This is a genomic window from Gammaproteobacteria bacterium (assembly GCA_021647245.1).
Lineage (GTDB): Bacteria > Pseudomonadota > Gammaproteobacteria > RBG-16-57-12 > RBG-16-57-12 > JAFLJP01.
Map to the genome: position 1 here is coordinate 15,396 of JAKIVC010000028.1, position 25,338 is coordinate 40,733.

The 25,338-nt window shown below is 50.5% G+C and carries 22 protein-coding genes and 2 pseudogenes; 20 read left to right on the forward strand and 4 right to left on the reverse strand.

Translation table 11 applies throughout. The features are described from left to right. Window positions 1-22: 22 nt before the first annotated feature. The 19 genes and pseudogenes from L3J94_09230 (at window position 23) to L3J94_09320 (ending at window position 18,468) form a co-directional block, all read left to right on the forward strand. Window positions 23-1,378 carry a flagellar hook-length control protein FliK gene (locus L3J94_09230; protein MCF6218917.1) on the forward strand — a complete coding sequence of 452 codons (1,356 nt, stop codon included), beginning with the start codon at window positions 23-25 and terminating at the stop codon, window positions 1,376-1,378. 42 nt (window positions 1,379-1,420) lie between these two features. Further along, window positions 1,421-1,765 (forward strand): STAS domain-containing protein, encoded by a 345-nt coding sequence (locus L3J94_09235; protein ID MCF6218918.1) that lies wholly within the window; start codon window positions 1,421-1,423, stop codon window positions 1,763-1,765. Between the two features lie 48 nt (window positions 1,766-1,813). Beyond that, complete coding sequence (locus L3J94_09240; protein MCF6218919.1) at window positions 1,814-2,176, forward strand: response regulator; 363 nt, start codon at window positions 1,814-1,816, stop codon at window positions 2,174-2,176. A 7-nt stretch (window positions 2,177-2,183) separates the two neighbouring features. Then, a complete protein-coding gene (locus L3J94_09245; GenBank protein ID MCF6218920.1) occupies window positions 2,184-4,238 on the forward strand; it encodes a chemotaxis protein CheA in 2,055 nt (684 codons plus the stop codon). Between the two features lie 10 nt (window positions 4,239-4,248). Beyond that, entirely contained in the window at window positions 4,249-4,770 is a 522-nt protein-coding gene (locus L3J94_09250) for a chemotaxis protein CheW (GenBank protein MCF6218921.1), read from the forward strand. A 21-nt stretch (window positions 4,771-4,791) separates the two neighbouring features. Beyond that, a complete protein-coding gene (locus tag L3J94_09255; GenBank protein ID MCF6218922.1) occupies window positions 4,792-5,529 on the forward strand; it encodes a ParA family protein in 738 nt (245 codons plus the stop codon). A gap of 47 nt (window positions 5,530-5,576) precedes the next feature. Next, window positions 5,577-7,562 (forward strand): annotated as a pseudogene (locus L3J94_09260) (PAS domain-containing protein). A gap of 66 nt (window positions 7,563-7,628) precedes the next feature. Continuing rightward, window positions 7,629-8,384 (forward strand): annotated as a pseudogene (locus L3J94_09265) (methyl-accepting chemotaxis protein). Between the two features lie 136 nt (window positions 8,385-8,520). After that, window positions 8,521-9,384 carry a protein-glutamate O-methyltransferase gene (locus L3J94_09270; protein ID MCF6218923.1) on the forward strand — a complete coding sequence of 288 codons (864 nt, stop codon included), beginning with the start codon at window positions 8,521-8,523 and terminating at the stop codon, window positions 9,382-9,384. 38 nt (window positions 9,385-9,422) lie between these two features. Further along, complete coding sequence (gene cheD / locus L3J94_09275) at window positions 9,423-10,028, forward strand: chemoreceptor glutamine deamidase CheD (protein MCF6218924.1); 606 nt, start codon at window positions 9,423-9,425, stop codon at window positions 10,026-10,028. Beyond that, the gene (locus tag L3J94_09280; GenBank protein MCF6218925.1) at window positions 10,029-11,090 is read left to right on the forward strand and encodes a chemotaxis response regulator protein-glutamate methylesterase; all 1,062 of its coding nucleotides are present in this window, start codon (window positions 10,029-10,031) and stop codon (window positions 11,088-11,090) included. It abuts the gene before it with no gap. Between the two features lie 111 nt (window positions 11,091-11,201). After that, the gene (locus tag L3J94_09285; GenBank protein MCF6218926.1) at window positions 11,202-12,083 is read left to right on the forward strand and encodes a PHP domain-containing protein; all 882 of its coding nucleotides are present in this window, start codon (window positions 11,202-11,204) and stop codon (window positions 12,081-12,083) included. Window positions 12,084-12,138: 55 nt separating this feature from the next. Continuing rightward, window positions 12,139-12,762, forward strand: coding sequence for a threonylcarbamoyl-AMP synthase (locus tag L3J94_09290; GenBank protein MCF6218927.1), 624 nt, complete (start codon window positions 12,139-12,141; stop codon window positions 12,760-12,762). Window positions 12,763-12,825: 63 nt separating this feature from the next. Then, window positions 12,826-13,479 (forward strand): site-2 protease family protein, encoded by a 654-nt coding sequence (locus L3J94_09295; protein ID MCF6218928.1) that lies wholly within the window; start codon window positions 12,826-12,828, stop codon window positions 13,477-13,479. 97 nt (window positions 13,480-13,576) lie between these two features. Beyond that, window positions 13,577-14,776, forward strand: a complete 1,200-nt coding sequence (locus L3J94_09300) for a tryptophan--tRNA ligase (GenBank protein ID MCF6218929.1) — start codon at window positions 13,577-13,579, stop codon at window positions 14,774-14,776. A 15-nt stretch (window positions 14,777-14,791) separates the two neighbouring features. Continuing rightward, window positions 14,792-15,592 (forward strand): segregation/condensation protein A, encoded by an 801-nt coding sequence (locus tag L3J94_09305; GenBank protein MCF6218930.1) that lies wholly within the window; start codon window positions 14,792-14,794, stop codon window positions 15,590-15,592. Continuing rightward, complete coding sequence (gene scpB, locus L3J94_09310) at window positions 15,592-16,146, forward strand: SMC-Scp complex subunit ScpB (GenBank protein MCF6218931.1); 555 nt, start codon at window positions 15,592-15,594, stop codon at window positions 16,144-16,146. The genes L3J94_09305 and scpB overlap by 1 nt, the downstream gene beginning before the upstream one ends. Window positions 16,147-16,188: 42 nt before the next feature. Next, entirely contained in the window at window positions 16,189-17,082 is an 894-nt protein-coding gene (locus tag L3J94_09315; protein MCF6218932.1) for a pseudouridine synthase, read from the forward strand. A 189-nt stretch (window positions 17,083-17,271) separates the two neighbouring features. Then, a complete protein-coding gene (locus L3J94_09320) occupies window positions 17,272-18,468 on the forward strand; it encodes a hypothetical protein (GenBank protein ID MCF6218933.1) in 1,197 nt (398 codons plus the stop codon). Window positions 18,469-18,488: 20 nt separating this feature from the next. Here L3J94_09320 and ppsA read toward each other — a convergent pair whose 3' ends face one another. Genes ppsA through L3J94_09340 form a run of 4 tightly spaced genes read right to left on the reverse strand, consistent with a single transcriptional unit; the run spans window position 18,489 to window position 24,112 of the window. Continuing rightward, window positions 18,489-20,942 (reverse strand): phosphoenolpyruvate synthase, encoded by a 2,454-nt coding sequence (ppsA, locus tag L3J94_09325; protein ID MCF6218934.1) that lies wholly within the window; start codon window positions 20,940-20,942, stop codon window positions 18,489-18,491. Window positions 20,943-20,951: 9 nt separating this feature from the next. Then, window positions 20,952-21,722: a zinc-dependent peptidase gene (locus L3J94_09330; protein MCF6218935.1), complete on the reverse strand. Its 771-nt coding sequence runs from the start codon at window positions 21,720-21,722 to the stop codon at window positions 20,952-20,954. Then, complete coding sequence (locus L3J94_09335; GenBank protein MCF6218936.1) at window positions 21,719-23,116, reverse strand: MBL fold metallo-hydrolase; 1,398 nt, start codon at window positions 23,114-23,116, stop codon at window positions 21,719-21,721. The genes L3J94_09330 and L3J94_09335 overlap by 4 nt, the downstream gene beginning before the upstream one ends. 3 nt (window positions 23,117-23,119) lie before the next feature. Beyond that, entirely contained in the window at window positions 23,120-24,112 is a 993-nt protein-coding gene (locus tag L3J94_09340; protein ID MCF6218937.1) for a TIGR00730 family Rossman fold protein, read from the reverse strand. Between the two features lie 119 nt (window positions 24,113-24,231). Here L3J94_09340 and L3J94_09345 point away from each other — a divergent pair, with 119 nt between their 5' ends. After that, complete coding sequence (locus L3J94_09345; GenBank protein MCF6218938.1) at window positions 24,232-25,098, forward strand: sulfotransferase domain-containing protein; 867 nt, start codon at window positions 24,232-24,234, stop codon at window positions 25,096-25,098. Window positions 25,099-25,338 lie beyond the last annotated feature (240 nt).

A 25,338-nucleotide genomic window follows, 5' to 3' on the forward strand; every position in this document is an offset into this window, starting at 1 on the left:
TATCATCTGATCAGAGGTCACTATGCCAGAACAGCTCACACCAACGACGAATACCCCAGCGGCGGGTATTTTATCGGCACCTGAGCAGAAGGGTGGTCAAAGTGGATTGTTTGCACAAATCCTGGAAGAGGGTGTGGTTGCACAAAAGCAGCCTGAATCAGTTGCAGCAGTTCGTGACGCTGTAACCACGCCGGAGCAGGATGACTTTGAGCAGCTCGTGACAGAATTGCGCGCGCTTTTTTCTAACTCAGATGAGCTTGAGGGTGCAATGGAGGGTCGGCAACTTCCACTCCAAAGCGGCAATCAGTTGCCACCCTCTTCAGAGGAGCAATCAACAGCGTCACTGTTGAAAAAAGTTGATGAACTACCCCCCGAACAGTTTGATGAGCTTATGTTGCAACTGCCTGAAATGGCTGCACTGTTAAAGAGTAGCCCGACGGTAGAAGGGCATCCAACACTGTTAAATGTGACGTTGAAAAACATTACCGTAGTCAATGGGCAGCTGGTGAGTGGGCGTGCTGCTGCTAAAGAACAGGCGGTACTTACTACGGAGGGGATGGCCGCCGAGACAGCCGCTAAGAACCCCCAGCGTGAGCAGCGGGTTAATCTCCAGGCGAGTGGTCACTCTGCAACGGTATCTGCGACACAATATCGAGCGCAACAATTACACGATAGCCGCAATAATAGTGTCGATAAAGTGGCCACTAAGGGTGATAGCACCCTTGCGACTTCACTTGAGACAGGCCTCGGAAATAAAGCGCAGCAGCATGATCGCCTGATGGCCACGCTCTCCGTATTGCGCCAGGAGTTGGCAACAGACCGGCGCTCACTTGACTCTCGTGTCAGTCGCTCAACTGAGCAGTTGAGCCGCTCTCTGCTCAGTGAAGTGAGTGGGGAGGGTGATGGGTATACCACCCTATCCTCGCCGCTCACCTCGCAACAGGCGGTCACTACCCATATTAGTCTGCCGGTACCACACCCACGCTGGGGTAACGCGGTATCTGAAAAAGTGGTCTGGATGATGAATGCCCAAATAAAAGAGGCGGCGATTAAATTAAACCCGGCCAGTTTGGGTTCTATCGAAATAAAGATATCACTGGCTGATGATCAGGCAAGCGTGGCATTTAATGTGCATAACTCACAAGCAAAAGAGGCGTTAGAGAGCGCCCTGCCACGGCTGAGGGAGATGTTGGCAGAGAGTGGTATTGCGCTGAATGATACCCATGTTTCCGACCAATCAGAGCAGCAAAGCAGTGAGCAGCACGAATCAGCGAGCAATACGGCTCACTTGCAAGGTGAGCAGCTTGCCCATGATGAAACCATCGCTCGAGGTGTTATCGATATAAATACCCAGCAAGGGGTTGATATATATATCTGAATAGGGCTAAAGCTATTTCTATTTAAAACGATAAGAGAGTGAGTGATTTGTAGTGGGTCAGAAGCGTCTGAAATAACTAAGCAAAACGAGGGTGAGCAGGTGGGTGATGCCGAAATATTAACCGTTAATTGCGGCGAAATATTGGATATTTCGCGAGTCAGTGAGTTTTACACTGAGCTGGAAATGATTATCAATGAAAAAAAATCGATTGAGTTTGATGTGAGTGAAGTAGAACGTATCGATATTTCAGGTTTACAGCTATTGCTCTCGTTTTATCAGAAAATCAACAGCTCAGGCCTTGATTTTCATTGGAAAAATCCATCAGAAAATCTACTCCGTTCAGCCAGTTTAGTGGGATTAGACGGTGCGCTGGGGCTTGCGGAATAACGTTGACTATCAAGGCTGAAAAGCTGAGTTTTATGAGGAATTTAAAAAATGGCAAAAATACTCGCAGTTGATGATTCAGCATCTATGCGTCAAATGGTCGCCTTTACTCTGAAGAGTGCAGGCCACGAAGTGGTCGAAGCGGTTGATGGAAAAAATGCACTGGATATTGCCAAAAAGCAATCTTTTAACTTGGTAATAACGGATGTCAATATGCCAAACATGGATGGCTTAACCCTGACGAAAGAGTTAAGAGGACTCGCAAACTTTAAATTCACCCCAATCCTTATTTTAACAACTGAGGCGGGGGGCGATAAAAAGGTTCAGGGAAAAGCGGCAGGTGCAACCGGGTGGCTGGTCAAACCATTTAACCCTGAGCAGCTACTTTCAACGATTAAACGTGTCTTAGGTTGATATTGCCGTGAGCATTGATCTATCACAATTCAAACAGACCTTCATAGAGGAGAGCCTTGAGGGGCTCGACATTATGGAGTCCTCGCTGCTTAACCTTGATGTGGGTGAGGCAGACCCCGAAGTGATCAACACTATATTCAGGGCCGCCCACTCCATAAAAGGGGGCAGTGGAACGTTTGGGTTTAATGATATTGCATCCTTTACCCATGTGTTAGAGACACTGCTAGACCAAATGCGAGCGGGAGAGCGTGATGTCACCACGCCGGCTATTGAGGCGCTGCTGGCTTCCGTCGATTGTCTGCGAGATATGATCAATGCGCTGCAGGATGAGGGCAGTTACGACGAAGAGCGGGTTGCCAGTGTACAGAAAGAGCTGGAAAAAATGCTCGGTAGTGAGGTGGACAGCCCAGCAACAGCTGAGAGTGCAGATGCCATAACGCCCCCGGAAGATAAGCTGCCGACAGCAACCGGATGGCTGATTAAATTTTCACCCCACCCGGATATGCTGCGTACGGGCAACGACCCGGTGTTGATGTTTCGTGAGCTTGAAGGCTTAGGCTCGTTAGAGGTGAAGGTCGATATTGAGGCGCTGCCTGGTTTTGAAGACCATCTTGCAGAAGATGCCTATTTAAGCTGGGAGATCAAACTCACAACAGATGCGACAGAAGATCAGGTGCAAGAGATTTTCTCTTGGGTTGATGATGAGTGTGACCTGGAAATAACAGCGATCAGGCCAGATGCTGAACCGGTGGTTGCTGTTGCGGAAGCGCCGGTTGCGGCAGGAGTAAAAGAGGCAGCGCCCAAAAAAGAGCAGCCAGCGGCTAAAAAGCCCGCTGCAAAACGCGCGGCTAAATCAACTGAGGCAACCTCGATTCGAGTGGGCACCGATAAGGTTGATGCGTTAATCAATCTGGTTGGAGAGCTGGTTATCACGCAGTCAATGCTGAGTCAGTTGGGTGAAGATTTTGATATGAGCAAGCTGGAGAAGCTGCGTAATGGCCTCGCACAGCTTGAGCGTAATACCCGCGAAATGCAGGAGAATGTACTGCGAATTCGTATGCTGCCGATCAGTTTTTCGTTTAATCGTTTTCCGCGCCTGGTTCACGACCTTACCCAGAAAATGGGTAAAAAAGTTAGCCTTAAAATGTCAGGTGAGCAGACCGAACTTGATAAAACAGTGATGGAGAAAATAGGTGATCCTTTGGTTCACCTAGTACGAAATGCACTCGACCATGGCATTGAAAGCCCTGAAGATCGAATTGCCGCTGGCAAAGACCCGGTCGGCACACTTCAGTTAAATGCTTACCATAAAGGTGGCAATATCATTATCGAAATATCCGATGATGGTGCGGGTATTAACAAGCAACGTGTTCTCGAAAAAGCGGTGCAGAGCGGCATCATCAATTCACCCTCTGATATTACTGACGATGCGCAGATTTTCGACCTTCTTTTCGCCCCCGGCTTCTCAACTGCCGAAGTGGTCAGTGATGTCTCTGGCCGTGGTGTGGGTATGGATGTGGTCAAGAAAAACATTAAGGCGCTAGGTGGTGCTATTGAAATCGCCTCCCGCGAAGGCGTTGGTAGCACCTTCAGTATTCGCTTACCACTGACGCTGGCCATTCTCGACGGGCAGTTAGTGCGCGTGGGCGAAGAGGTCTACATTATTCCGCTTATCTCCATTGTGGAGTCGTTACAGATAACTAAACAAGCGGTTAATCGTTTGGCAGGCAGAGCAGAAGTGTATCGCTTGCGTGATGATTATATCTCCATTATTCGCCTCTACAACCTCTTTGGCTCAAAGCCTGACAGCACCGATCTTGAAAAAGGGTTGCTGGTAGTTGTGGAGGGTGATGGTCAAAAAGTGGGCCTGTTTGTGGATGATTTGCTGGGGCAACAGCAGGTTGTCATCAAGAGCCTGGAGTCGAACTTCAAACAGGTTGAAGGGGTCTCCGGTGCCACAATATTAGGCGATGGCACGGTGGCGTTGATTATGGATATTGGTGGTTTGATTGACCTCTCCAACTCTGCACAAAAGAAATTTAGCGATGGCGCAGTCGCCTGAGGAAAAGTTTATGGATACCGCACAATTACTTGATAGCGACAGTATTATTGCCGATGGCGACGGCCATGAGCAGTACCTGACTTTTATGCTTGCGGGCGAAGAGTATGGCGTTGATATCTTGAGGGTACAAGAGATCAAGGGGTGGGATAATGCCACACGCATTCCTAATACACCTGACTATGTCCAAGGGGTGATTAATTTGCGTGGCACTATCGTGCCCATTATCGATTTGCGTATGCGATTCAACCTTGAAAAGCTGGCATATGGCCCGACCACCGTGGTGGTGGTGTTGAAAGTTACATCAACCAGTAAAAACCGCACCATGGGTATCGTTGTTGATGGTGTGTCGGATGTCTACAGTATCAGTGCTGACGAATTAAAGCCTGCGCCCGAGTTTGGTGATGAAATAAATGCCGAATTTGTTAAAGGGTTGGCCACCATCGATGAAAAAATGGTGATCATGCTGGATATAGACAAACTGCTTAATTCCCGTGAATTGAGTGTTCTGGACAGTGTCGCCAGCGAGAAATAAGCGGTGCGGATTATTGCCGTAATGAACCAGAAAGGGGGGGTGGGTAAAACAACCACAACACTTAACCTGGCCCATGCACTGGCTAAGCGTGATCAACGCATACTGGTTATCGACTTGGATCCACAAGCACAGCTCGGTTTAGGTTTTGGTTACAGAGAGGGTAAACAGGGAATTGATAACGTATTTATGGAGCAGGCTACCATCCCAGAGGTGCGGGTCAATGTACGAAAAGGGATTGATTTCATTGCAGCCGGCAGGTCGCTGGCAGAGGTTGAATCACTCAAGCACGACAACCAAAGCCGCCTGGGTTGGCGACTGCATGATGCACTCAAGTTCAAAGAGGTGGATTATGATTTTATCTTGATGGACTGCCCACCGTCATCCGGTGTTTTAAGCATGAATGCGCTGTTTGCAGCAAAAGAGGTCATTATCCCTGTTTCGAGTGACTACCTGGCACTGCACGGTGTGTCGCGAATGCTCTCAATTTTTATTCGTCTGGAAGCGGCTTTAAAACGCAAATTTACCAAACACTTTGTGATGACGCGCTATCACAGTCGTCGCAAGCTTTCAAAAGAGGTTTTACTCAAATTGCAGGAGTATTTTTCAGGGCAGCTATTAGCCACGTCGATCCATGAATGTGTGGCATTGGCAGAGAGCCCCAGTTTTGGAAAAACCATTTTTGAATACAGCGCCACCAGCCGGGGCGCTGAAGATTATCGGCTTTTGGCAGATGATCTGTTGCAGGGGAGAACCCTCTAATGGCGACAAAAAAAACCAGCAAAATAGGCTTCGATCCGCTCTCCTGGATGCATGATGACGACTTTGAAGCGCTTCAGGAGAGTGTCGCCACAGCGCGTGAGCCAGGTGAAAAAAAGAGCACACAAAAAGCCGTGGCAGAGCCGAGTGCAGAGCAGCCAATATCAACCGCTGCCACGCCACCCAAACGTCGTGCCACGGCGCGAAAGCGAACCCCCGCAAACCGACGCCGCACAGCAAGAAAAAAAACCGCGCCAAACGAAGGGGAAAAGTTTGAGTTGATTGCGGCCAGTTTTGCCGCCTTGTCACAGCGGACAGACGAGCTGGTGACGCGTTTTTATGAAGCGCTGTTTGCTCGATACCCAGAAATTAAAGCGCAGCTACAAAGCGTTGCGATCGATTTACAAAAAACCGAGCTGACCACCGTACTTTCACAGCTTATCAATAATTTTAACAAACCTGACGCTAGAGTTGCGGCATTACAAGCAATGGGCGTGCAGTATCAGCAGTATGGAGTAGCCGCAGAACACTACCCAAAAGTGGCTTCTACTTTGCATGACGTAATGGGGGAGATGGCAGGCGAGTTGTGGCGTGGTGAGGTTGCCGCCGTTTGGACTGACACATTGAATGTGGTTATTAAAACCACGACTGAAGCACACAAAGAGGGGGCGGTAGAAATGGCTACCAAAAATGACAACTTAATGGCGCAGACGGGATTGATAAATGACATCCTAGAGCATTCGCCGATGAACATTATGCTGGCAGATATTGATGAAAATATCGTATTTGTTAATAAAAGAGCACGTGAAACGCTACTCGGCCTCGAGTCTGAGCTTGGAAAATACTTGCCTGGCTTCAAAGCGGACGAAGTGGTGGGTGGCAGTATTCACCGTTATCACAAAGACCCGGCCGCCATTAAGGCACTGCTGGCGGGGCTTGGCCCGGGTTCAAAGCGCAATGGTTTCATCACGCCCGGCCCCTTTATGTTTGAGCATGAAACCCGCCCACTCTATGACGAAAAGGGTGAAAAAACCGGCTACATTGTGCAGTGGCATGATGTCACCAAACAACGTGCTGAAGAGGAGCAGGCTCAACGTCTACAGCGCGCCATCGATCGTGCACAAACCGCGATGATGATGATCGATCGGGACTTGGTAATCACCTATGCCAATGACTCGACAGTGCGACTGATCTCCAAATATAAAGAGCCACTGAGTGCACTTTATCCGCGTATCGATTTTAACGACTTGGTGGGTGTCTGTATTGATGACTTCCACAAGAACCCTTCCCATCAGCGGCGAATTCTGGATGATCCAGGCAACTTACCTTTCGATACCGATATTCATGTGGGTGAGCTGGTTTTTCATATTTTAGTCAATGCGATACATAACCTTGATGGCGAATATGTTGGCTGTACACTGGAGTGGGAGGATGTCACCGAGTTGCGCGCCCGAGAGCTCGAAGTCGCTCGCCTCACCTCTGCTGTTGAAGGCTCAACCACCGCCATGATGATGTGCGATATGTCGGGGGATATTACTTATGCTAACCCGGCAGTTATTCAGCTTCTCACTCGTCATCAAGAGACACTGCGCCAGTTTTTCCCCCATTTTGATGCGCGTAGTATTGTGGGGTCGAACTTCGATCAATTTCATAAAAATCCGGCACATCAACGTGCCTTGATTACCGATCCATCAAAAATGCCGCACGCCAGTAATATTAAAGTTGGCACAGTCGAGTTCAAGCTGACATTGAGCGCTATTATCGATCCACAGGGTCAACAGATCGGTTGTGCGCTGGAGTGGGTCGACATCACAGAAGAGATGGATGCGCAGCGTCAGATCGAAAAGCTGATTAATGATGCCATTAACGGTGCGGTTGATGAGCGTATTGACACCTCAGCATACCAAGGATTTATGCAGGGCCTGGGTGAGGGTGTTAACCAGCTGCTGGATGCAGTGATAACCCCTCTGCGTGAAACCATGCGCATTGTTCAGAGCATGTCAGAAAATGATCTAACACAACTCATGGATGGAGAGTACAAAGGCGAATACGCCGTTCTTCAGGAGGCGATTAACGGCTCAATCGCAACGCTGCAATCGACGGTTTCTGAAATACGCCGCTCATCGAAAAACATCTCGACCGCCTCATCCGAGATCGCCCAGGGGAATACCGATCTAAGTCAGCGAACCGAAGAGCAGGCGGCATCACTGCAAGAGACCGCCTCATCGATGGAACAGCTGACCAGCACCGTCAAACAGAATGCAGATAATGCGCGGGAGGCTAATACATTAGCCGCAACCACACGCCAGCAGGCAGAGAAGGGTGGGGAAGTGGTTAACCACGCCATTGAAGCCATGGCCGAAATCAACGACAGCAGTAAGAAAATTTCTGACATTATTGGCGTTATCGATGAAATTGCTTTCCAGACTAACCTGTTAGCACTGAATGCGGCGGTTGAAGCGGCCAGAGCAGGTGAGCAGGGGCGAGGCTTTGCAGTGGTGGCATCCGAAGTGCGCAATCTGGCGCAGCGCAGTGCCGCCGCAGCGAAAGAGATCAAAACCTTGATCAAAGACAGTGTCTCCAAGGTTGAGGATGGTACGCGGCTGGTTGATGAATCGGGCAATACATTGCAAGAGATTGTCACCATGGTGAAGAAGGTGAGTACTATTATTGCTGAAATTGCCGCCGCAAGTCAGGAGCAATCGCAAGGTATCGAGCAGGTTAATAAAGCGGTCACACACATGGATGAGGCGACCCAGCAAAATGCAGCCCTAGTGGAAGAGGCCGCAGCAGCAAGTGAGTCTCTGGATGAACAGTGTCACTCACTGGACCAGATGGTTCGCGTATTCAAACTAAGGGATATGGGTGATGAAGAGGACGATGCGACACCCATCAAAACGGCCCCCTCTATTGCCACACCAACGCCTGCAGTGCACAAGCCAGTAGTCAAACAGGCCACTGCGCCTATACGTAACGTTAACATGAGCTTGGAAGATGATAATGAATGGGAAGAGTTCTAGATCTGATCAGGATGGTCACGAGTTTGATCTGAGCGATAGAGAGTTTGAGCAGTTAACAAAGATTGTCAGTGAGCAGACGGGTATTGTGCTGACCGACGCTAAGCGCAATATGGTGTATGGGCGTTTGGCACGCCGCCTGCGCGCCCTGAAAATTGATAGCTTTACCCACTACATCCAGTTAATTGGAACGGATGAAAATGAGCTCGTCAATTTCATCAACTCAGTGACGACAAATTTAACCGCTTTTTTTCGAGAAAAGCACCATTTTGAATACCTTTACGATAAATTACTTCCCCAGTTGCTGGCTAATAATCAGCAGAGTCGCAAGATTCGCATCTGGTCTGCGGGCTGTTCGACGGGAGAGGAGCCTTACTCACTGGCGATTACCGTAAAGCGATTCTTTGAAAACCACCCGGGCTGGGATGTGACTATCCTGGCCACCGACATTGATACCAATGTCATCGCAAAGGCGGCTAGCGGAATTTATACCGCAGATCGCATTGAAGGCCTCTCACAGGAGCTGATTAAACGCTGGTTTGTAAAAGGCAAAGGTGAAAAAAGTGGTATGGTTAAGGTGCGTCGCGAGCTGCAAGAGATCATCAACTTTGATCAGCTGAACCTATTGCAACAGTGGCCCATGCAGGAGTCATTCGATCTGCTTTTTTGTCGTAACGTGGTGATCTATTTTGATAAGCCGACCAAGGTTAAGTTGTTTGATAAATATGCCGACATACTAGTGAGCAAGGGACACCTGTTTATCGGGCACTCTGAAACTCTATTTCAAATCAGCGACCGCTTTGATGCGTTAGGTGGAACAATCTACCAGAAGAAAGTGTAATTGTGACGGATAATGGATTCAAAAACCCCACTCACCCAATGCTTGACCCCTTGCCTGGTTTTGAAGGTGTCAATCGATATTGGGATAAATACCATGGAAAATATGTCGCAAAAATTTTACCCGGAGAGTGTTATGTCACCACCCATGACGAGCTAGTGGCAACCGTTTTGGGTTCATGTGTTTCTGCTTGTATCCGGGATAAAATTTTTGGTATTGGCGGTATGAATCACTTCATGCTGCCGGGTTCAAGTAGTAGCCGCAAGGGGAGCTGGCTGAGTGAGGCCAACCGCTATGGTAATTTTGCCATGGAGCACCTGATTAATGAGATTCTTAAAAATGGTGGCGAACGGCGCAACCTGGAAATAAAACTGTTTGGCGGCGGAAAAATCGTCAAAAACATGTCTAATGTCGGTGAGCGTAATATTGAATTTGTAATCGACTACCTGAAGACGGAATCACTGAATATTCATGCTCAGGACTTGGGCGACATCTACCCCAGAAAGGTGATTTACTTTCCACTGACCGGGCGGGCAAAAATGAAGAAATTTCAGAGCATGCATAACGATACCATTATACGGCGTGAAGTGGATTATCAAGAATCACTCAAGGAAAAGCCAGTGGGTGGTGATGTTGAGTTATTTTAAATGACGGATTCTAATAATAAAATAAAAGTATTGATTGTTGATGACTCAGCACTTGTTCGGCAAATACTGAGTGAAATCCTGAATGCGGACCCCGGCGTGGAAGTGATTGGCACTGCGGGTGACCCATTAATTGCAAGAGAGAAGATAAAGGCACTCAATCCTGATGTGATTACATTGGATATTGAGATGCCAAAGATGGATGGCATCACCTTTTTGCGTAATCTGATGCGCCTGCGGCCAATGCCGGTGTTGATGATCTCCACCCTTACCGAAAAAGGTGCTGATGTCACCCTTGAAGCCCTGGAACTTGGGGCAATTGATTACATTGCCAAACCAAAAATTGACCTGCGTGAAGGCTTGGCTGCATTTAGCCAAGATATTATTGAGAAGGTGAAATCGGCGGCAACCGCCAACCTGCGACACCATCAAAATACGGCAAAGGAGTCTGCATTAAGAGCCCCGGTTGAGTGCAAACGTAGCTTTAAATTCACCAACCGCATGATTGCCATCGGCTCATCAACGGGTGGGCCAGAAGCCTTAAAAGAGGTGCTGATTCGTCTTCCCGCTGACTCACCCCCGGTGGTGATAGCACAACACATACCCGAGGCATTTAGTGGTCCTTTTGCACGCCGCATGAATGGCTGTTGCTCCGTGGCGGTGTGTGAGGCGGAAGAGGGTCAAAAAATTCTGCCAGGACATGTCTATGTCGCGCCGGGTAACAGCCATTTAAGAGTTGAAAAGAGCAGTGAAGGCTTTGTGTGTCGTTTAGGTAGTGATGAAAAAATAAACCGTCACCGCCCCTCAGTTGAAGTGCTGTTTGACTCGGTGGCCGAGCATGTGGGTAAAAAAGCGGTCGCTATTATGCTGACGGGTATGGGGGCCGATGGTGCAGACGGCATGAAGAGGCTCCATGATCGAGGCGCTTACTGTATCGCTCAGGATGAAAAAACATCGGTGGTGTGGGGCATGCCTGGTGAAGCGGTAAAACGCGGTGCAACCGACGAAGAGCTGCCGCTGGAAAAGATAACTCAACGCATTATGGCGATTGTCTCACAGGATTAGTTTTCCAGAATATCTGCATAACCTATCGCCCAATATTTCAATTTAGAATTACTCCAATATTTTTATCACTATCCACAACACGGTTGTGCTCGGTTGAGTTACAATAGTGTCATGTCAAAAAAATACGATCTACACTGTCACTCCACCGCATCAGATGGCACCTTAACCCCCCAAGAACTGATTCAACATGCGGCGCTGCAAGAAGTTGATGTACTGGCGTTAACTGACCACGACACCACAGCGGGGCTGGATGAGGCGAGGGTAGAGGCGAAAAAACATGGCATCGAGCTGATTAATGGCCTCGAGCTCTCTGTGAGCTGGAATAACCAGACACTGCATATAGTGGCGCTGGGTATTGACCCTGAATACCCCGCATTGCGTGATGGACTGGCTCAGTTGCAAATATATCGCCAGTGGCGAGGCGAAGAGATCGCCCGTCGTCTGGAGAGCAAAGCCAATATCCCCGATGTACTGGCTGGCGTAACGGCACTGGCAAAGGGAAAGCTGTTGAGTCGCACACATTTTGCACGTTTTCTATTACAACAAGGGTATGTGAAGGGGATGCAAGAGGCTTTTACCCGCTATCTTAAAAAAGGCCGTCCAGGCTTTCTCTCTAGTCAGTGGGCCGATTTTGAAGATGGCTTAAAATGGATTGTCGATTCCGGTGGGCAAGCCGTTGTAGCCCATCCGGCACGTTACGCTATGACCGCCACCAAACGCCGTCGAATGCTGGGCGAATTTAAAGAGTGTGGCGGCGTTGGATTGGAAGTGGTGTGTGGTAGTCATTCCAAAGATGAGTCTTTTACCATGGCAAATCTCGCCAATCAGATGGGGTTGCTGGCATCGGTAGGCTCGGATTATCATGGCCCGGAAAATCGCTGGGTCGAGCTGGGTCGACTCGCTCCACTGCCCGATGATTGCACTGCGATTTGGGAAAGTTGGGGGCTGCAACAGGGTCGCCCAATGTCGGGGTGTCCAGCAGAGCTTCCTTAGAGTGGCAGCGCTGTTTTCACTGTTTTTACAATATTATTTAAGTGGCAAATTTTAAATGAGTCAATTCTTTCAAATTCACCCAGATAACCCGCAAAATCGTCTGATAAGCCAAACAGTCGATATTCTTCAACGTGGCGGGGTTATCGCTTATCCGACAGATTCGGGTTACGCGCTGGGTTGTTGTCTGGGAGACAAGGCGGCTCAGGATACTATTCGTGATATTCGTCGTGTCGACAAAGAGCATAACTTTACCATTGTCTGCCGCGATCTTACTGAAATATCAACCTACGCCAAAGTGGGTAATAGCGCATTTCGGCTCATTAAAACCTTAACCCCAGGCCCTTTTACCTTTATTTTACCTGCCACCCGAGATGTACCGCGACGGCTCCAAAACCCCAAGCGAAAAACCATCGGCCTGCGTATTCCGGATAACCGTATTGCACAGGCGATTATTGAAAGCCTGGGCGAACCGTTGATGAGTTCCACACTGATCTTACCCGAAGATGAGTTGCCGTTGACCGACCCCTACGATATTCGACAAACCCTAGAACACCGGCTAGAGCTAGTGATTGATGGGGGTTTTTGTGGTTTTGAACCCACCACGGTCATCGGCCTCGAAGAGGAGCTGCCGATACTGCTCCGCCAGGGGCAGGGTGACGTGAACGGTGTAATTGACTAATGATCGTACATCGGCGCGCAATAAGTACTAACAAGCACCCGCTTATCTAGGTATAATTTCCCGATGTTAGGACTCTCGATACCCCAAACCATTGCAATCTCCATATTGCCGCTGTTATTTGCAATTGTACTCCACGAAGTGGCCCATGGCTGGGTTGCCAAGCTGCTGGGTGACCCAACGGCAAAAATGCTGGGTCGGTTGACCTTAAACCCCATTAAACATATTGACCCTATCGGCACCATCCTGGTTCCTCTGGTGTTGCTGATGCTGGGAGGGTTTATTTTCGGCTGGGCAAAACCGGTCCCGGTCACCTGGGAAAACCTGAAAAACCCCAAGCGTGATATGGCATTGGTTGCCGTGGCGGGACCTGCGGCCAATCTTTTGATGGCACTGTTTTGGGCACTGATGGCAAAAATCGGCCTCAGCCTAGGGGGGGATGCTGCCTGGTTTGCCACACCACTGGTGTTGATGGGGATAGTGGGTATTACCTTCAACCTGATATTGATGGTACTCAACCTGTTACCGATCCTGCCCCTTGATGGTGGCCGAATTATTGAAAGCCTGCTGCCTGGCCCACTTTCATACACATTTGCCAAGCTCGAGCCCTATGGTTTTATTGTACTGCTGGTGCTGCTGATAAGTGGCCTGCTTAGTAACGTATTGGGTGTGCCGGTGCAATTTTTCGAACAGATTATCTTCAAAGTATTTAATTTATAACCCTAATTTTCAGAAAGAGATGATGTGGCATCAAGCGGTTGTGCAGCCTATGCGTTTTGATCTGCGAATGAGGGTATAACAAAGGTAAAATTTCATAATGAAAAATCAGCGAGTCCTTTCTGGAATGCGACCCACTGGAAAGCTTCATCTTGGTCACTACCACGGCGTACTTAAAAACTGGCTGGCACTGCAACATGAGTATGAGTGCTTCTTTTTTATAGCCGATTGGCATGCGCTGACCACCGAGTATGAAAACCCAAAAAACATTCAGAATAGCTGTATTGAGATGGCGATTGATTGGCTGGCGGCGGGGGTAAACCCAAAAGATGCCCGGATATTTGTGCAGTCACAAGTGCCAGAACACGCTGAATTACATCTATTGCTCTCGATGATGACCCCTCTGAGCTGGTTGGAGCGAGTGCCTACCTATAAAGACCAGCAGGAAAAGCTGCGTGAAAAAGATCTGGCAACCTATGGTTTTCTGGGTTATCCGCTGTTACAGAGTGCGGATATCCTCATCTATAAGGCGGGACATGTGCCGGTGGGCGAAGATCAGGTTTGCCATGTGGAGTTAACGCGGGAAGTGGCCCGCCGCTTTAACCACCTTTATGGTCGTGAGCCAGACTTTAAAGAGCGGGCGGAGCAAGCGGCCAGCAAAATGGGTAAAAAGGCCAGTAAGCTCTACCATAAATTACGCAAAGGCTACCAAGAACAGGGTGATGTCGATGCACTGGCCACCGCACAAGCCCTGCTGGGCGACCAACAAAACATCACCCTGGCAGACTGTGAACGCTTGATGGGCTATCTGGAGGGCGGCTCTAAAATTATTCTGCCAGAGCCACAGGCACTGCTCACCGCCGCCTCGAAAATGCCTGGGCTGGATGGACAGAAAATGTCCAAATCATATGGCAATACCATCTCGTTGCGTGATGATATCGATGCAATTGCCAAAAAAGTACGCACCATGCCCACCGACACCAAGCGTGTGCGCCGCAATGATCCGGGTAACCCAGAAGATTGTCCGGTGTGGCAGCTGCATGAAGTCTACTCATCTGAAGAGACCAAAGAGTGGGCTGATAAGGGTTGTCGTAGCGCGGGCATTGGTTGTGTTGATTGCAAAGCGCCGATTATTGAAGCGGTTCAGGCTGAACTGGCCCCCATTCAAGAGCGAGCCAAAGGATTTGAAGAGCAGCCCGACCTGGTGCGTAATATACTTGAAGAGGGTGCTGAAGCAGCGCGAAGCGTTGCACGCCAAACCTTGGCAGAGGTGCGCCAGGCGATGGGCCTATATCGTTAACCTGAGGCGACTCAAATGAACAGCCTGGTTGCACCACCCGCAGAGGCGTTGCTGGCGAAGGTGAATGGCAAGCCGGTCGTGCGTCTGCCGAAAGGGCTCTTTATACCACCTGATGCACTGGAGGTTTTTTTAGAGACCTTTGAGGGGCCGCTGGATCTGCTGATCTACCTGATTCGTAGCCACAATCTCGATATATTGAATATTCCCATTGCCGAGGTGACTCGCCAATATATGAAATACGTTGCGTTGATGGAGGCGATTGACCTGACGCTAGCCGCGGATTATCTCGTCATGGCGGCGATGCTGGCCGAAATTAAATCGCGCATGCTGCTGCCGCCTGCCGCACAAAGTGAAGCGCAGGATGAGGTAGACCCTCGGGCCGAGCTGGTTCAGCGACTACAGGCATATGAACGCTATAAAAAGGCCGCCGAAGCGCTGGATCAACTTCCCCGCATGGAACGCGACACTTTTGAGGTGAAAATTGATCTACCCCCCCTTCAGCAGCAGAAGCAGCACCCAGAGGTTGAGTTAAAGAGCATTCTCTTAGCCTTTCGTGACGTAGTGCAACGCACCGCGCACACGACTCACCACACAATAGAGAGAGAACGGCTCTCGGTGCGTGAGCGCATGAATGCTATTCTTGCACGGGTTACCCCGCATAGCTTCACCGCTTTTAGTGAACTGTTTCAACAGGGCGAAGGGCGTGGTGGCCTTATTGTCACGTTGCTGGCGATTCTTGAGCTACACAAAGAGCAGTTGATTGAGGTAGTGCAAGTTGAGCCTTATGAGAACATCCACGTAAAAGGTATTGCTTGATGCCCACCGCAAGCGCATCACTCAAAAATATTATTGAAGCGATGCTGCTGGCAGCGGGTCAACCGCTCAGTATCAAACGAATCACGCGGCTCTTCTCGGATGAGTGGCAGCCCAGTGAAGCCCAAGTGCGCGAAGCCCTTGCAACACTACAACAGGAGTACCAAGGGCGTGGCGTGGAGCTGAAAACAGTCGCAACGGGTTACCGCTTTCAAGTCGCTCAAGAGGCTGCGCCTTGGGTATCCCGGCTCTGGGAAGAGCGACCACCACGCTACTCCAAAGCACTACTGGAAACCTTGGCGTTAATCGCCTACCGGCAACCGATCAGCCGCGCTGAAATCGAAGATATTCGCGGTGTGGCCGTTAGTAGCAGTATAATTAAAACCCTGACAGAACGAGAGTGGGTGCGGGTGGCTGGACAGCGAGAGGTTCCGGGAAAGCCGGCACTCTATGCAACAACCGATACTTTTCTTGATTACTTCAATCTGCAAAATGCAGATCAACTGCCATCACTGATGGCGGCTCAAAAACTGGATACGATCAGTGATGAGCATTAACAGCGAGACAACGGCAGGTAAAACCTGCCACGGTAGACAATAATGAGTGAAAGAATACAAAAAGTTCTGGCACGGGCTGGCATCGCCTCCCGCCGAGCCATAGAGACCTTGATCAGCGACGGAAAAATCAAGGTGAATGGTCGCACCGCCGTGCTGGGTGATCAGATCGGCCCGGAAGATAGAGTTCAAGTAGATGGCCAGCCGGTTAGCCAAGATAAGCTGATCCAGCAACCCTGCCAAATACTGCTCTACCATAAGCAAGTGGGCGAGGTTTGTACCCGTCACGACCCTGAAAAGCGTCCAACCATTTTTAAAAAGCTACCCAAGCTGAAAAAAGGAAGTTGGATCGCCGTAGGCCGTTTAGATATCAACACCAGTGGTTTGATCATGCTGACCACTGACGGTGAGCTGGCAAATCGCCTCATGCACCCCTCGTCAGAAATTGAACGCGAATATGCGGTGCGGGTATTTGGCCAGGTCACTGAAGAGATGGCGCAACGCCTGCTACAGGGTGTGATGCTGGATGATGGGCTCGCCAAATTTGAAAAAATAATGGACAGCGGCGGTGAAGCCTCCAACCACTGGTACCACGTCACGCTAAAAGAGGGGCGCAACCGTGAAGTACGCCGCCTTTGGGAGTCACAAGGCATTGCGGTAAGTCGCCTGGTACGTGTCCGATATGGCGACATCTGGTTAGAGCGCAGCCTGCGTCCTGGGCGCTGTGAGTTACTTGACGAGAAACAGGTCAACCTTTGCCGCAAATGGGTTGGACTGACACCCATAGCAGAGCAGCGCGCGATTATTCGCCGCGCCAAAGAGGTCATCGAAACCAAACGCAACCCGGTGAAGCTGAGAAAAAGTAAAGCCAGATCACCCAAAAAACATACCCCGCGTGCGCGCATACGCCGTGAAAATCGCAAGAAAGGTCGCAAATAGTACTGTTTTGGTCACTGTTCAGCGTGTTTATGTTTTGACTCAAATCAAGGCGCTTTCCCACAGAAAGAGGGAGTATGTGGCAGGTTGAGTACAAAAATAACCAAGCGTTGTAGCAAGAGCCTCCAATAGTGAGCTGTTTTGTAGATTCGAGGTGTGAAGCCCTCCCATTGAGACTTATAGGTAGTTGTTATGTCGAAAATGTATAAAAAATCCAATATTTTAATTATCACAACGCTCTTCATACTGAGCGGTTGTGGTGGTGTTACCGCAAAAGCCGGGGCAGAGCACCCCACCGAGGTGGCGGTGACAGAAGTTATTGCTCCGCCTAAGCCGGTTGCGCAGGTGGCGGCATTGGGTGGACGACACGATACCTTTCTGATGGAACAGTTGGGTGCTAAAAAGGCCACCGCCAATTATCCCACTATCGAACGTATAGAGTTTAATTCTGACAACGCCATTGTGCTGGCCCAGGCACCGACCGAGCCAGCCGGTGCCCCAGTAGGAATGGGTAGAGCACCGGCCAATGCCGAGGCGTTGAAGGCCATGGTCTCCGAATATTCAGTTAATAAAGCACCCGTGGTTGCACCGGCCAATAAAGTCGATGTCGCGAGAAAGCTGCGTTTTGCACGCATGATGTTGATGACCAAGTCAGGCCGTCGCATCTCCAATAGTGATAACCAGGAAGCAAAGTTAATCCTCAAAGATGTGGCGAATAAACTGGATAAAGTCGAAAGGCAGATAGCCCGTGATCAACTTCTTGAGGCCGATGCCACGCTGGGTGAAGCACTGCGTCTGTTCAACTTGGCCGGTCGCATGGTGCCGAGCGAAGAGTTGAAAATGAAATGGGAAAATGCATTCCCCGGATTAAAAGAAGAGGTCGCCGTTGCCAAAGATCTGCATAAGCGCAATTACGAAAAGCTGACCGCACAACACGGTATGGGTGCCGGCGTAAATTACGATCATAAAAGTGTGAAGCGACTGGAGCAGCAGGCGGAACAGCAGGCGAGTAAAGGTGATTACATCCGCGCAAATGAGAGTCTGGGTGTCGCACGGGACATGATTCAGGCGGCAATTCGCCAAATGATGACAGGGCGAAAAATCGTCTATGAACTCAACCTTGATACACCCGAGGCGGAGTTTAAATATGAGCTGAACAAGTATATTGGCTATGAAGAGCTGATACCTATCGCAATTGAACAGAAAAACCCAAGCAAAGGGATCAGAATGCTCGCCATGCGCCATGTACATGAAGCAAAACGAATGGCAGACACCGCACGAAAAACGGCCACGGAAACCGACTATCCCAAAGCAATCCGCATGTTGCAGGATGCCACCGCCGAGATCCGCAAAGCACTCAAGCTATTAGGTGTGCCCAGTATTGGCTGAGTGGCAAAGGGGGTTTTATCTTACGGGGTACAAGAGGCTCTGGTTCCTACACTCCCCTGTGAGCCCGCTTCTACTGCCAGCACGTGCTGCAGCGTGGAAAGAACAGTATCTGGCGTGAGGCTGATGGAGTCGATGCCGATGGAGACCAAAAACTCAGCCATATCCGGGTAGTCTGAGGGTGCTTGGCCACAGATACCGGAGTGGCAGCCGTTGCGACGTGCGCCTTCGACTGCCATGCGGATCATCTGTTTCACACCGGGGTCACGCTCATCAAAGTCGAAGGCGACGATCTCTGAGTCACGATCCACCCCCAGCACCAGTTGAGCCAGGTCATTAGAGCCTATGGAGATACCGTCAAACAGTTGGGCAAAGGCATCTATTTGAATCACGTTATTGGGTATTTCACACATAACGTATATCTCCAGCCCATTTTGACCACGGCCAAGCCCCTGTTTAGCCATTGAGGCCAATACCTTTTTGGCCTCCTCCACCCGACGGCAAAAGGGGATCATCAGCTTGACATTGGTCAGGCCCATTTCATCACGTACCCGCTTCATCGCCGCACACTCCAGTGCAAAGCCTTCCATATATGCGGGGTGGGTATAGCGAGCGGCTCCGCGAAAACCGATCATCGGGTTATCCTCTTGTGGCTCAAAAACTGCGCCACCGAGCAGGCTGGCATACTCATTACTCTTGAAATCACTCATGCGCACCACGCAGGGTTTGGGATAGACCGCCGAGGCGATGGTGGCAACCCCTTCAGCGAGGGTTTTAACAAAAAACTCTATCGGGTCTTGGTAGGCGCTACTGAGTGCCGCGATCTCGCTAGCTACCGCATCGTCTACTTTTTCCGGGTGGATGAGAGCCATCGGGTGCACCTTGATGTAGTTATTAATAATGAACTCCATCCGTGCTAGGCCGATGCCATCCACCGGCAGTGAGGCCAGACTAAACGCCTGATCGGGGTTTCCCAGGTTCATCATGATGCGGGTTTCAGGTTGCGCTAGCTGACTGAGGTCTGTTTGCTGGACTTCAAATTCGAGCACCCCACTGTAGACACTCCCAATCTCGCCCTCAGCGCAACAGACCGTAACGGCTTGTCCATTTTTGAGCCGGTGGGTGCCATTACCGGTACCGACAATAGCCGGTACTCCCAGCTCCCGCGATACGATTGCAGCGTGGCAAGTACGGCCACCCCGGTTGGTAATAATGGCCGCAGCCATTTTCATTATTGGCTCCCAATCTGGCGTGGTGGTATCCGCAACCAGCACCTCGCCAGGCTGAAAATCATGTAGAGCATTCATATCGTTAATGATCCGTACCCTGCCTGCGCCAATACGGGTACCCACCGCTTGGCCGTGCACCAATAGGGGCGACTTCTCTTTGAGGTGGTAAATTTGCAAAATATTGCCGGTTCTCTGGGACTCCACCGTTTCGGGGCGGGCCTGTACCATATAGAGTTGGCCATCAATACCATCTTTAGCCCACTCCATATCCATCGGCTTGTGGTAGTCGGCCTGCCTGGAGTAGTGATTTTCAACTTTTATGGCGTAATCGGCCAAAACCATCACCTCCTCATCCGAGATGCAGAAGTGGCTTCTCTCCTCGAGAGAGGTCTCAATATTTTGGGTGTACTCCAGCGCAATGCTTTTGCTGCTAAGGGTGTCGGAAAAAATCATCTTCTGCTCTTTACTGCCCAGCTTCCGTTTGAGAACGGCGCGAAACCCTTGATTAAACGTTGGCTTGTGTACATAAAAGCTATCCGGATCAATGGTGCCCTGTACAATATTTTCTCCCAACCCCAACGCCCCGTTGATAAACACAACATCGTTAAAACCGCTCTCCGTATCCAGTGAAAACATCACACCGCTGGCACCTATATCGCTGCGCACCATTTTCATAATCACCACCGAGAGGTGAACCTTGTAGAGGTCATAGTGGTTATCATGTTTGTAGTGGATAGAGCGGTCGGTGAAATTGGAGACTAGACAACGCTGGTAAGCATCCAGCAAGGCATCTTCACCGCTGATATTGAGGTAGCTATCGTTTTGACCGGCAAAAGAGGCCTCGGGCGAGTCTTCGGCGGTGGCGGAAGAGCGCACCGCCAGAGAGATATTTTCGCCATACTGCTGCTTAAGTTTTGCATAGGCGGCTAAAATTTCACCCCTTAAATCTGCGGGTAGGGTGCAGCCATAAATAATGGCTCTGGCCTGCTCGCCGCGCTGTTGTAGGTCGTTAATATTATCGGGGTCAAGCCCGTCAAGTGCTCCATGTAACGACGACCAGGCGCTATTATAGTCCAGCACATATTGATATGCCGTTGCGGTGACTGCAAAGCCGTTAGGCACGCGAACCCCTTCAGCCGTCAGATTTTGATACATCTCCCCCAGTGAAGCATTTTTACCGCCCACCAGCGGTACATCATCGATGGTCAGCTCATTAAACCAGCGGGTATAAAGCGGAGAATCAGTCATGGTTTTTCCTTATAAATGCCTTGTTGCAGGATTTTGCCGATAAAACTGCACCAGCTGTTCATAAACTTCAGGGTAATGACTCCGTAGGCGATGCGGGTCGGTAAAAAAACCTTCACTCACCACGGAAAAAAACTCGGCAGGTGCTGTTGCGGCGTAAGCATCTACCCAAGCGTGTTGATGGTGTATCAGTTGCTGTTGTAGATGGCTAAAGGCGCGACTGAAAACCGCTGTCCACTGCTTTCGTACCATATCGGAGTGCAGTGGCGGCATGCCATTGGCTCGCCCATTAAGCATGTCCAGTTTGTGGGCAAACTCGTGCACCACCACATTGTGGCCGTGGGCGGCTACTCTCATGCCGGCAGCCACCTCATCCCAAGAGAGAATCACCGGCCCTCGTAACCACGACTCACCACTCAAAGTTTGCTCTTGATGTGTGACCAGCCCCCTCTCATCGCTACTCTCTCTCTCTACCCGAAAAGCCCCGGGATAGATCACCACTTCAATCCAGTCATTATAATAATCCAGCCCCAGTTCCAAAACGAGCAGCGTGGCCTGCGCTGCCACGCTCATCGCCATTTCGATTGAGACCTCCAGCCCCTGAACACCACTGAGGGTTTTGCGCTGCAAAAACAGCGTTGTCAGCTCCCGCAGGTGCGCCCTTTTCACCGCACTCAAGCCGCTAAAAAGGGCCGATTCGTGCATCAAGCGCCCCCAGGCCCGATGAGGAACCGGGTGGTGTCTGAGCGTATAGCGGATACGCTGTCGCTCAAGCCATTTCACCTTGATAGCGAAAATGCCTGATGTAACTTTGGCATAATCACTTGGCTGGGCTTAAGTTGATCTGCAAACGATGCCATCACCTGTTCTTCACCATGAACCAAATAGGTGGTGTCCGGGTTGCCAATTTGCTGGTGCCAAGCCAGTAGCTCACCCCGATCCGCATGGGCAGAGAAACCACCAATGGTATAGATGCGGGCGCGCACCTGTATCTCCTCTCCATAGATACGCACCTGCTTTGCACCATCAACAATTTGGCGCGCCAATGTGCCACGGGCGGCAAAACCGACAAATATTACACTACTGTCACGCCGCCACAGATTATGTTTAAGGTGATGGCGCACCCGTCCACCAGTACACATACCTGAACCTGCAATAATCACCGCACCTGCCGTGATCTGATTAAGGGCCATAGAATCTCTTGTCTCGCGGGTAAAGTGCAGGCCGGGAAAGCCAAAAGGATCCTCCCCTTTGCGGAACAGTTTGCCGGTTTTTTTATCGTAACACTCAGGGTGACGTTGAAAGATTTCGGTGGCGGAGATGGCCATCGGCGAATCAAGAAACACCTGCATTGCCGCTGGCAATTTGCCACTCATTACTCCCTCACGGAGGGCGTATAGAATCTCTTGAGTACGCTCCAGAGCAAAGCTGGGGATAATCACATTGCCACCCCGTTGAAAGGTATCGGAAACTGCTTCATACAGCTCATCAATAGAGGGTTGCAGCGGCTTGTGTAAGCGATCACCGTAGGTAGTCTCCATCACCACCACATCGGCTGCGGGGGGTGGTGCCGAATCACGCAGAATAGCTCGGTTACTGTAGCCCAGGTCGCCTGAAAAAAGTACCCGCCGTTGCTGGCCATCCTCTTCCAGCTCCAGCAACACACAAGCAGAACCGAGAATATGCCCGGCATCGACAAAAGTGGCCTGAATACCCTCATCCAGTTGCAGCGATTTTCCGTATCGTGCACTGCGCCCAAAATAGTCCAGGCTGTTCAAGGCATCCAGCAACGTGTAAAGCGGTGTAATCTGCTCGCCCTTTTTTCCATGACGAGCCGCCTTGCGCGACTGCCACTCGGCCTCCTGCTCTTGGAGGTTTGCAGAGTCCAGCATCACCAGTCTAGCCAGCTCACGACTGGCCGCCGTGGTGATAATTTCACCCTTAAAGCCTTGCTGAACCAACAATGGAATACGCCCACAATGGTCAAGGTGAGCATGGGTCAGTAGTAGATAATCCACCGCAGCGGGATCAAAGCCGAAGGGCTGGCGGTTCTCCTCGCGCAGCTCGTGCCCTCCCTGATAGAGGCCACAATCGATCAGCACCTGCTTATCACCACACTGTACCAAGTGACAAGAGCCGGTAACACCACGGTCAGCACCGTGAAAGGAAATATTCATCCACTACTCCTTGTTGTTTGTATGATTTATCAGTGGCTTACCACTGGCCCGATGCCACTCTTGAATACCCTGCCAAATTTCATCTGCTGTTTCGGCGTACCAGAACAGCTCTCGATCCTCCGCATCAATCACCCCTTCATCCACCAGGAAATCCACATTCACCGCCTGTCGCCAGAAAGATTCACCCACCAGCACCACCGGCAGTGGCGCAATACTGCGGGTTTGAATCAGCGTCAGGGTTTCAAACAGTTCATCCAGTGTGCCGTAGCCCCCGGGGAAAGCCACCAGCGCCTTGGCACGTTTAACAAAGTGCAGCTTGCGCACCGCAAAATAGTGAAACCTAAAGCAGAGATCGGGGGTGATATAGGGGTTAGGATACTGCTCATGGGGCAGGGTGATATTAAGGCCGATGGATTGAGCGCCCACATCGAAAGCGCCTCGATTTGCCGCCTCCATAATGCCCGGCCCACCGCCGGTGACCAGTGTTACCTTGCAGTCATCAGGCCCTCTCCCTGAGGTTGCAACCAGCCGTCCCAATCTCCGTGCCTCGTGATAGTAGCCACTTTTTGCCTGAATAGAGCGGGCCACACTCAGGCGCTGTTGAAGCCGCTTATTTTCAGGGTCGACCAATAGCGCCTGCTGCAACGCATCCACCTTGCGCAGTGCCGCTTCAGGCTCTTGCAAGCGAGTACCCCCAAAGACCACAATCGTGTGCTCAACACCTTGCTGTTGCAGCAGCAACTCAGGCTTAAGGTAGTCAAGCTGCAAGCGCACACCACGGGTAGCATCCAGCCCCAGAAACTCCACATCCTGATCGCCCTGGCGATACCCGGGGCTGGCCATAATCGTCTCCACCCGTGCCGCCGCCTGTGGGTCATCTTGCCATGCTTTAGGTTTATGCCACGGCAGTGGCTCGCGCCGCTCATCACAACAAGCAGGCGAGGGAACAGCAGACGAAACACCTTTTTTTGCAACACCCATCGTGACAGTTACCATTAGTGGGTTACCAAGAGTGCTATAGTGCACGATTTCGCAAGCACAATCTGTCACCTGAGTTACACTCATCAAAAAGGGCATGCGTAGATAAAACCCCCTACATGAAGAGGCGATACATTATGGATTTCAATAGAGAAAACCCATCACTCGAGCCACGCTGGGGAGAGAGCACACCCACCCATGACCCTCGAATACTGGCTCACTTTGAACCGCGCCACAGTGACATTCTCATCACCACCGCACCCAAATCAGGGACAACCTGGATGCAACAAATACTGCATCAGCTACGCAGTGGCGGCGATGATAGCTTCAGATCAATCAACGACGTAGTGCCCTGGCTGGAGAAACCACACCACCATCAGACGTGGCAACAACGGCTGCAACAGTTTGCAGCGTTGCCAGATCCGCGTATTTTCAAAACCCACTGCACCGCCGAACAGACCCCCGGCATTGATAGCGTAAATATCATTTTGTCATCACGCGACCCCCGTGATTGCTGCGTCAGCATGTATCACCACATTATCAATATGACCGATGCCACCCGTGCACAAACCGGCATACCCTACCCACAATCATTTGATCAACATGTCGAGCAGTGGCTCTCAGATGGCGCGTGGTATCGCAATATCAAAAGCTGGTGGCCTTATCACGACCACCCCAATGTACTGTGGTTACGTTACCAGGATATGAAACAAAATCTCGCCGCCTGCATGGAACAAATTACCGACTTTTTAGCGTGGCAGATCACCGCAGAACAAAAGGCCCGCGCACGTGAATACAGCTCATTTGAGTGGATGAAACAACACGATGAAAAATTTTCACGCCAGGATTCAGCAGACAAACCGTTATTCAAACCGGGGCAATTCATCCGCAAAGGTGAAGTAGGCAGCCACCATACGTTAATGACAACAGAGCAGGGAGAGAGCATCCTCAACCAGGCACACCAATGGCTGGATAAAGATTGCCTGCGCTTTCTTGAGCTATAACCCAAGCGTTGAAGAAAAGGTGAACAGGCTGGGTCGTTACGCTGGGGGTTTGTCACCCTGCGTCGCTTCCTCCATCTGCTGTGCCAACGCCGCCCAAGCTTCAAGCCCGCCCTTCATTCGTCCCTAATAAAGGTTGAAACCACCGCCTTTAGGCGGTCAGATTTATCTGCGATACTGTAACTAAGCACAGAGGGGGTGTTGTGTTATGGAGTATCGTTACGGTAGTCATACAGTTTATAA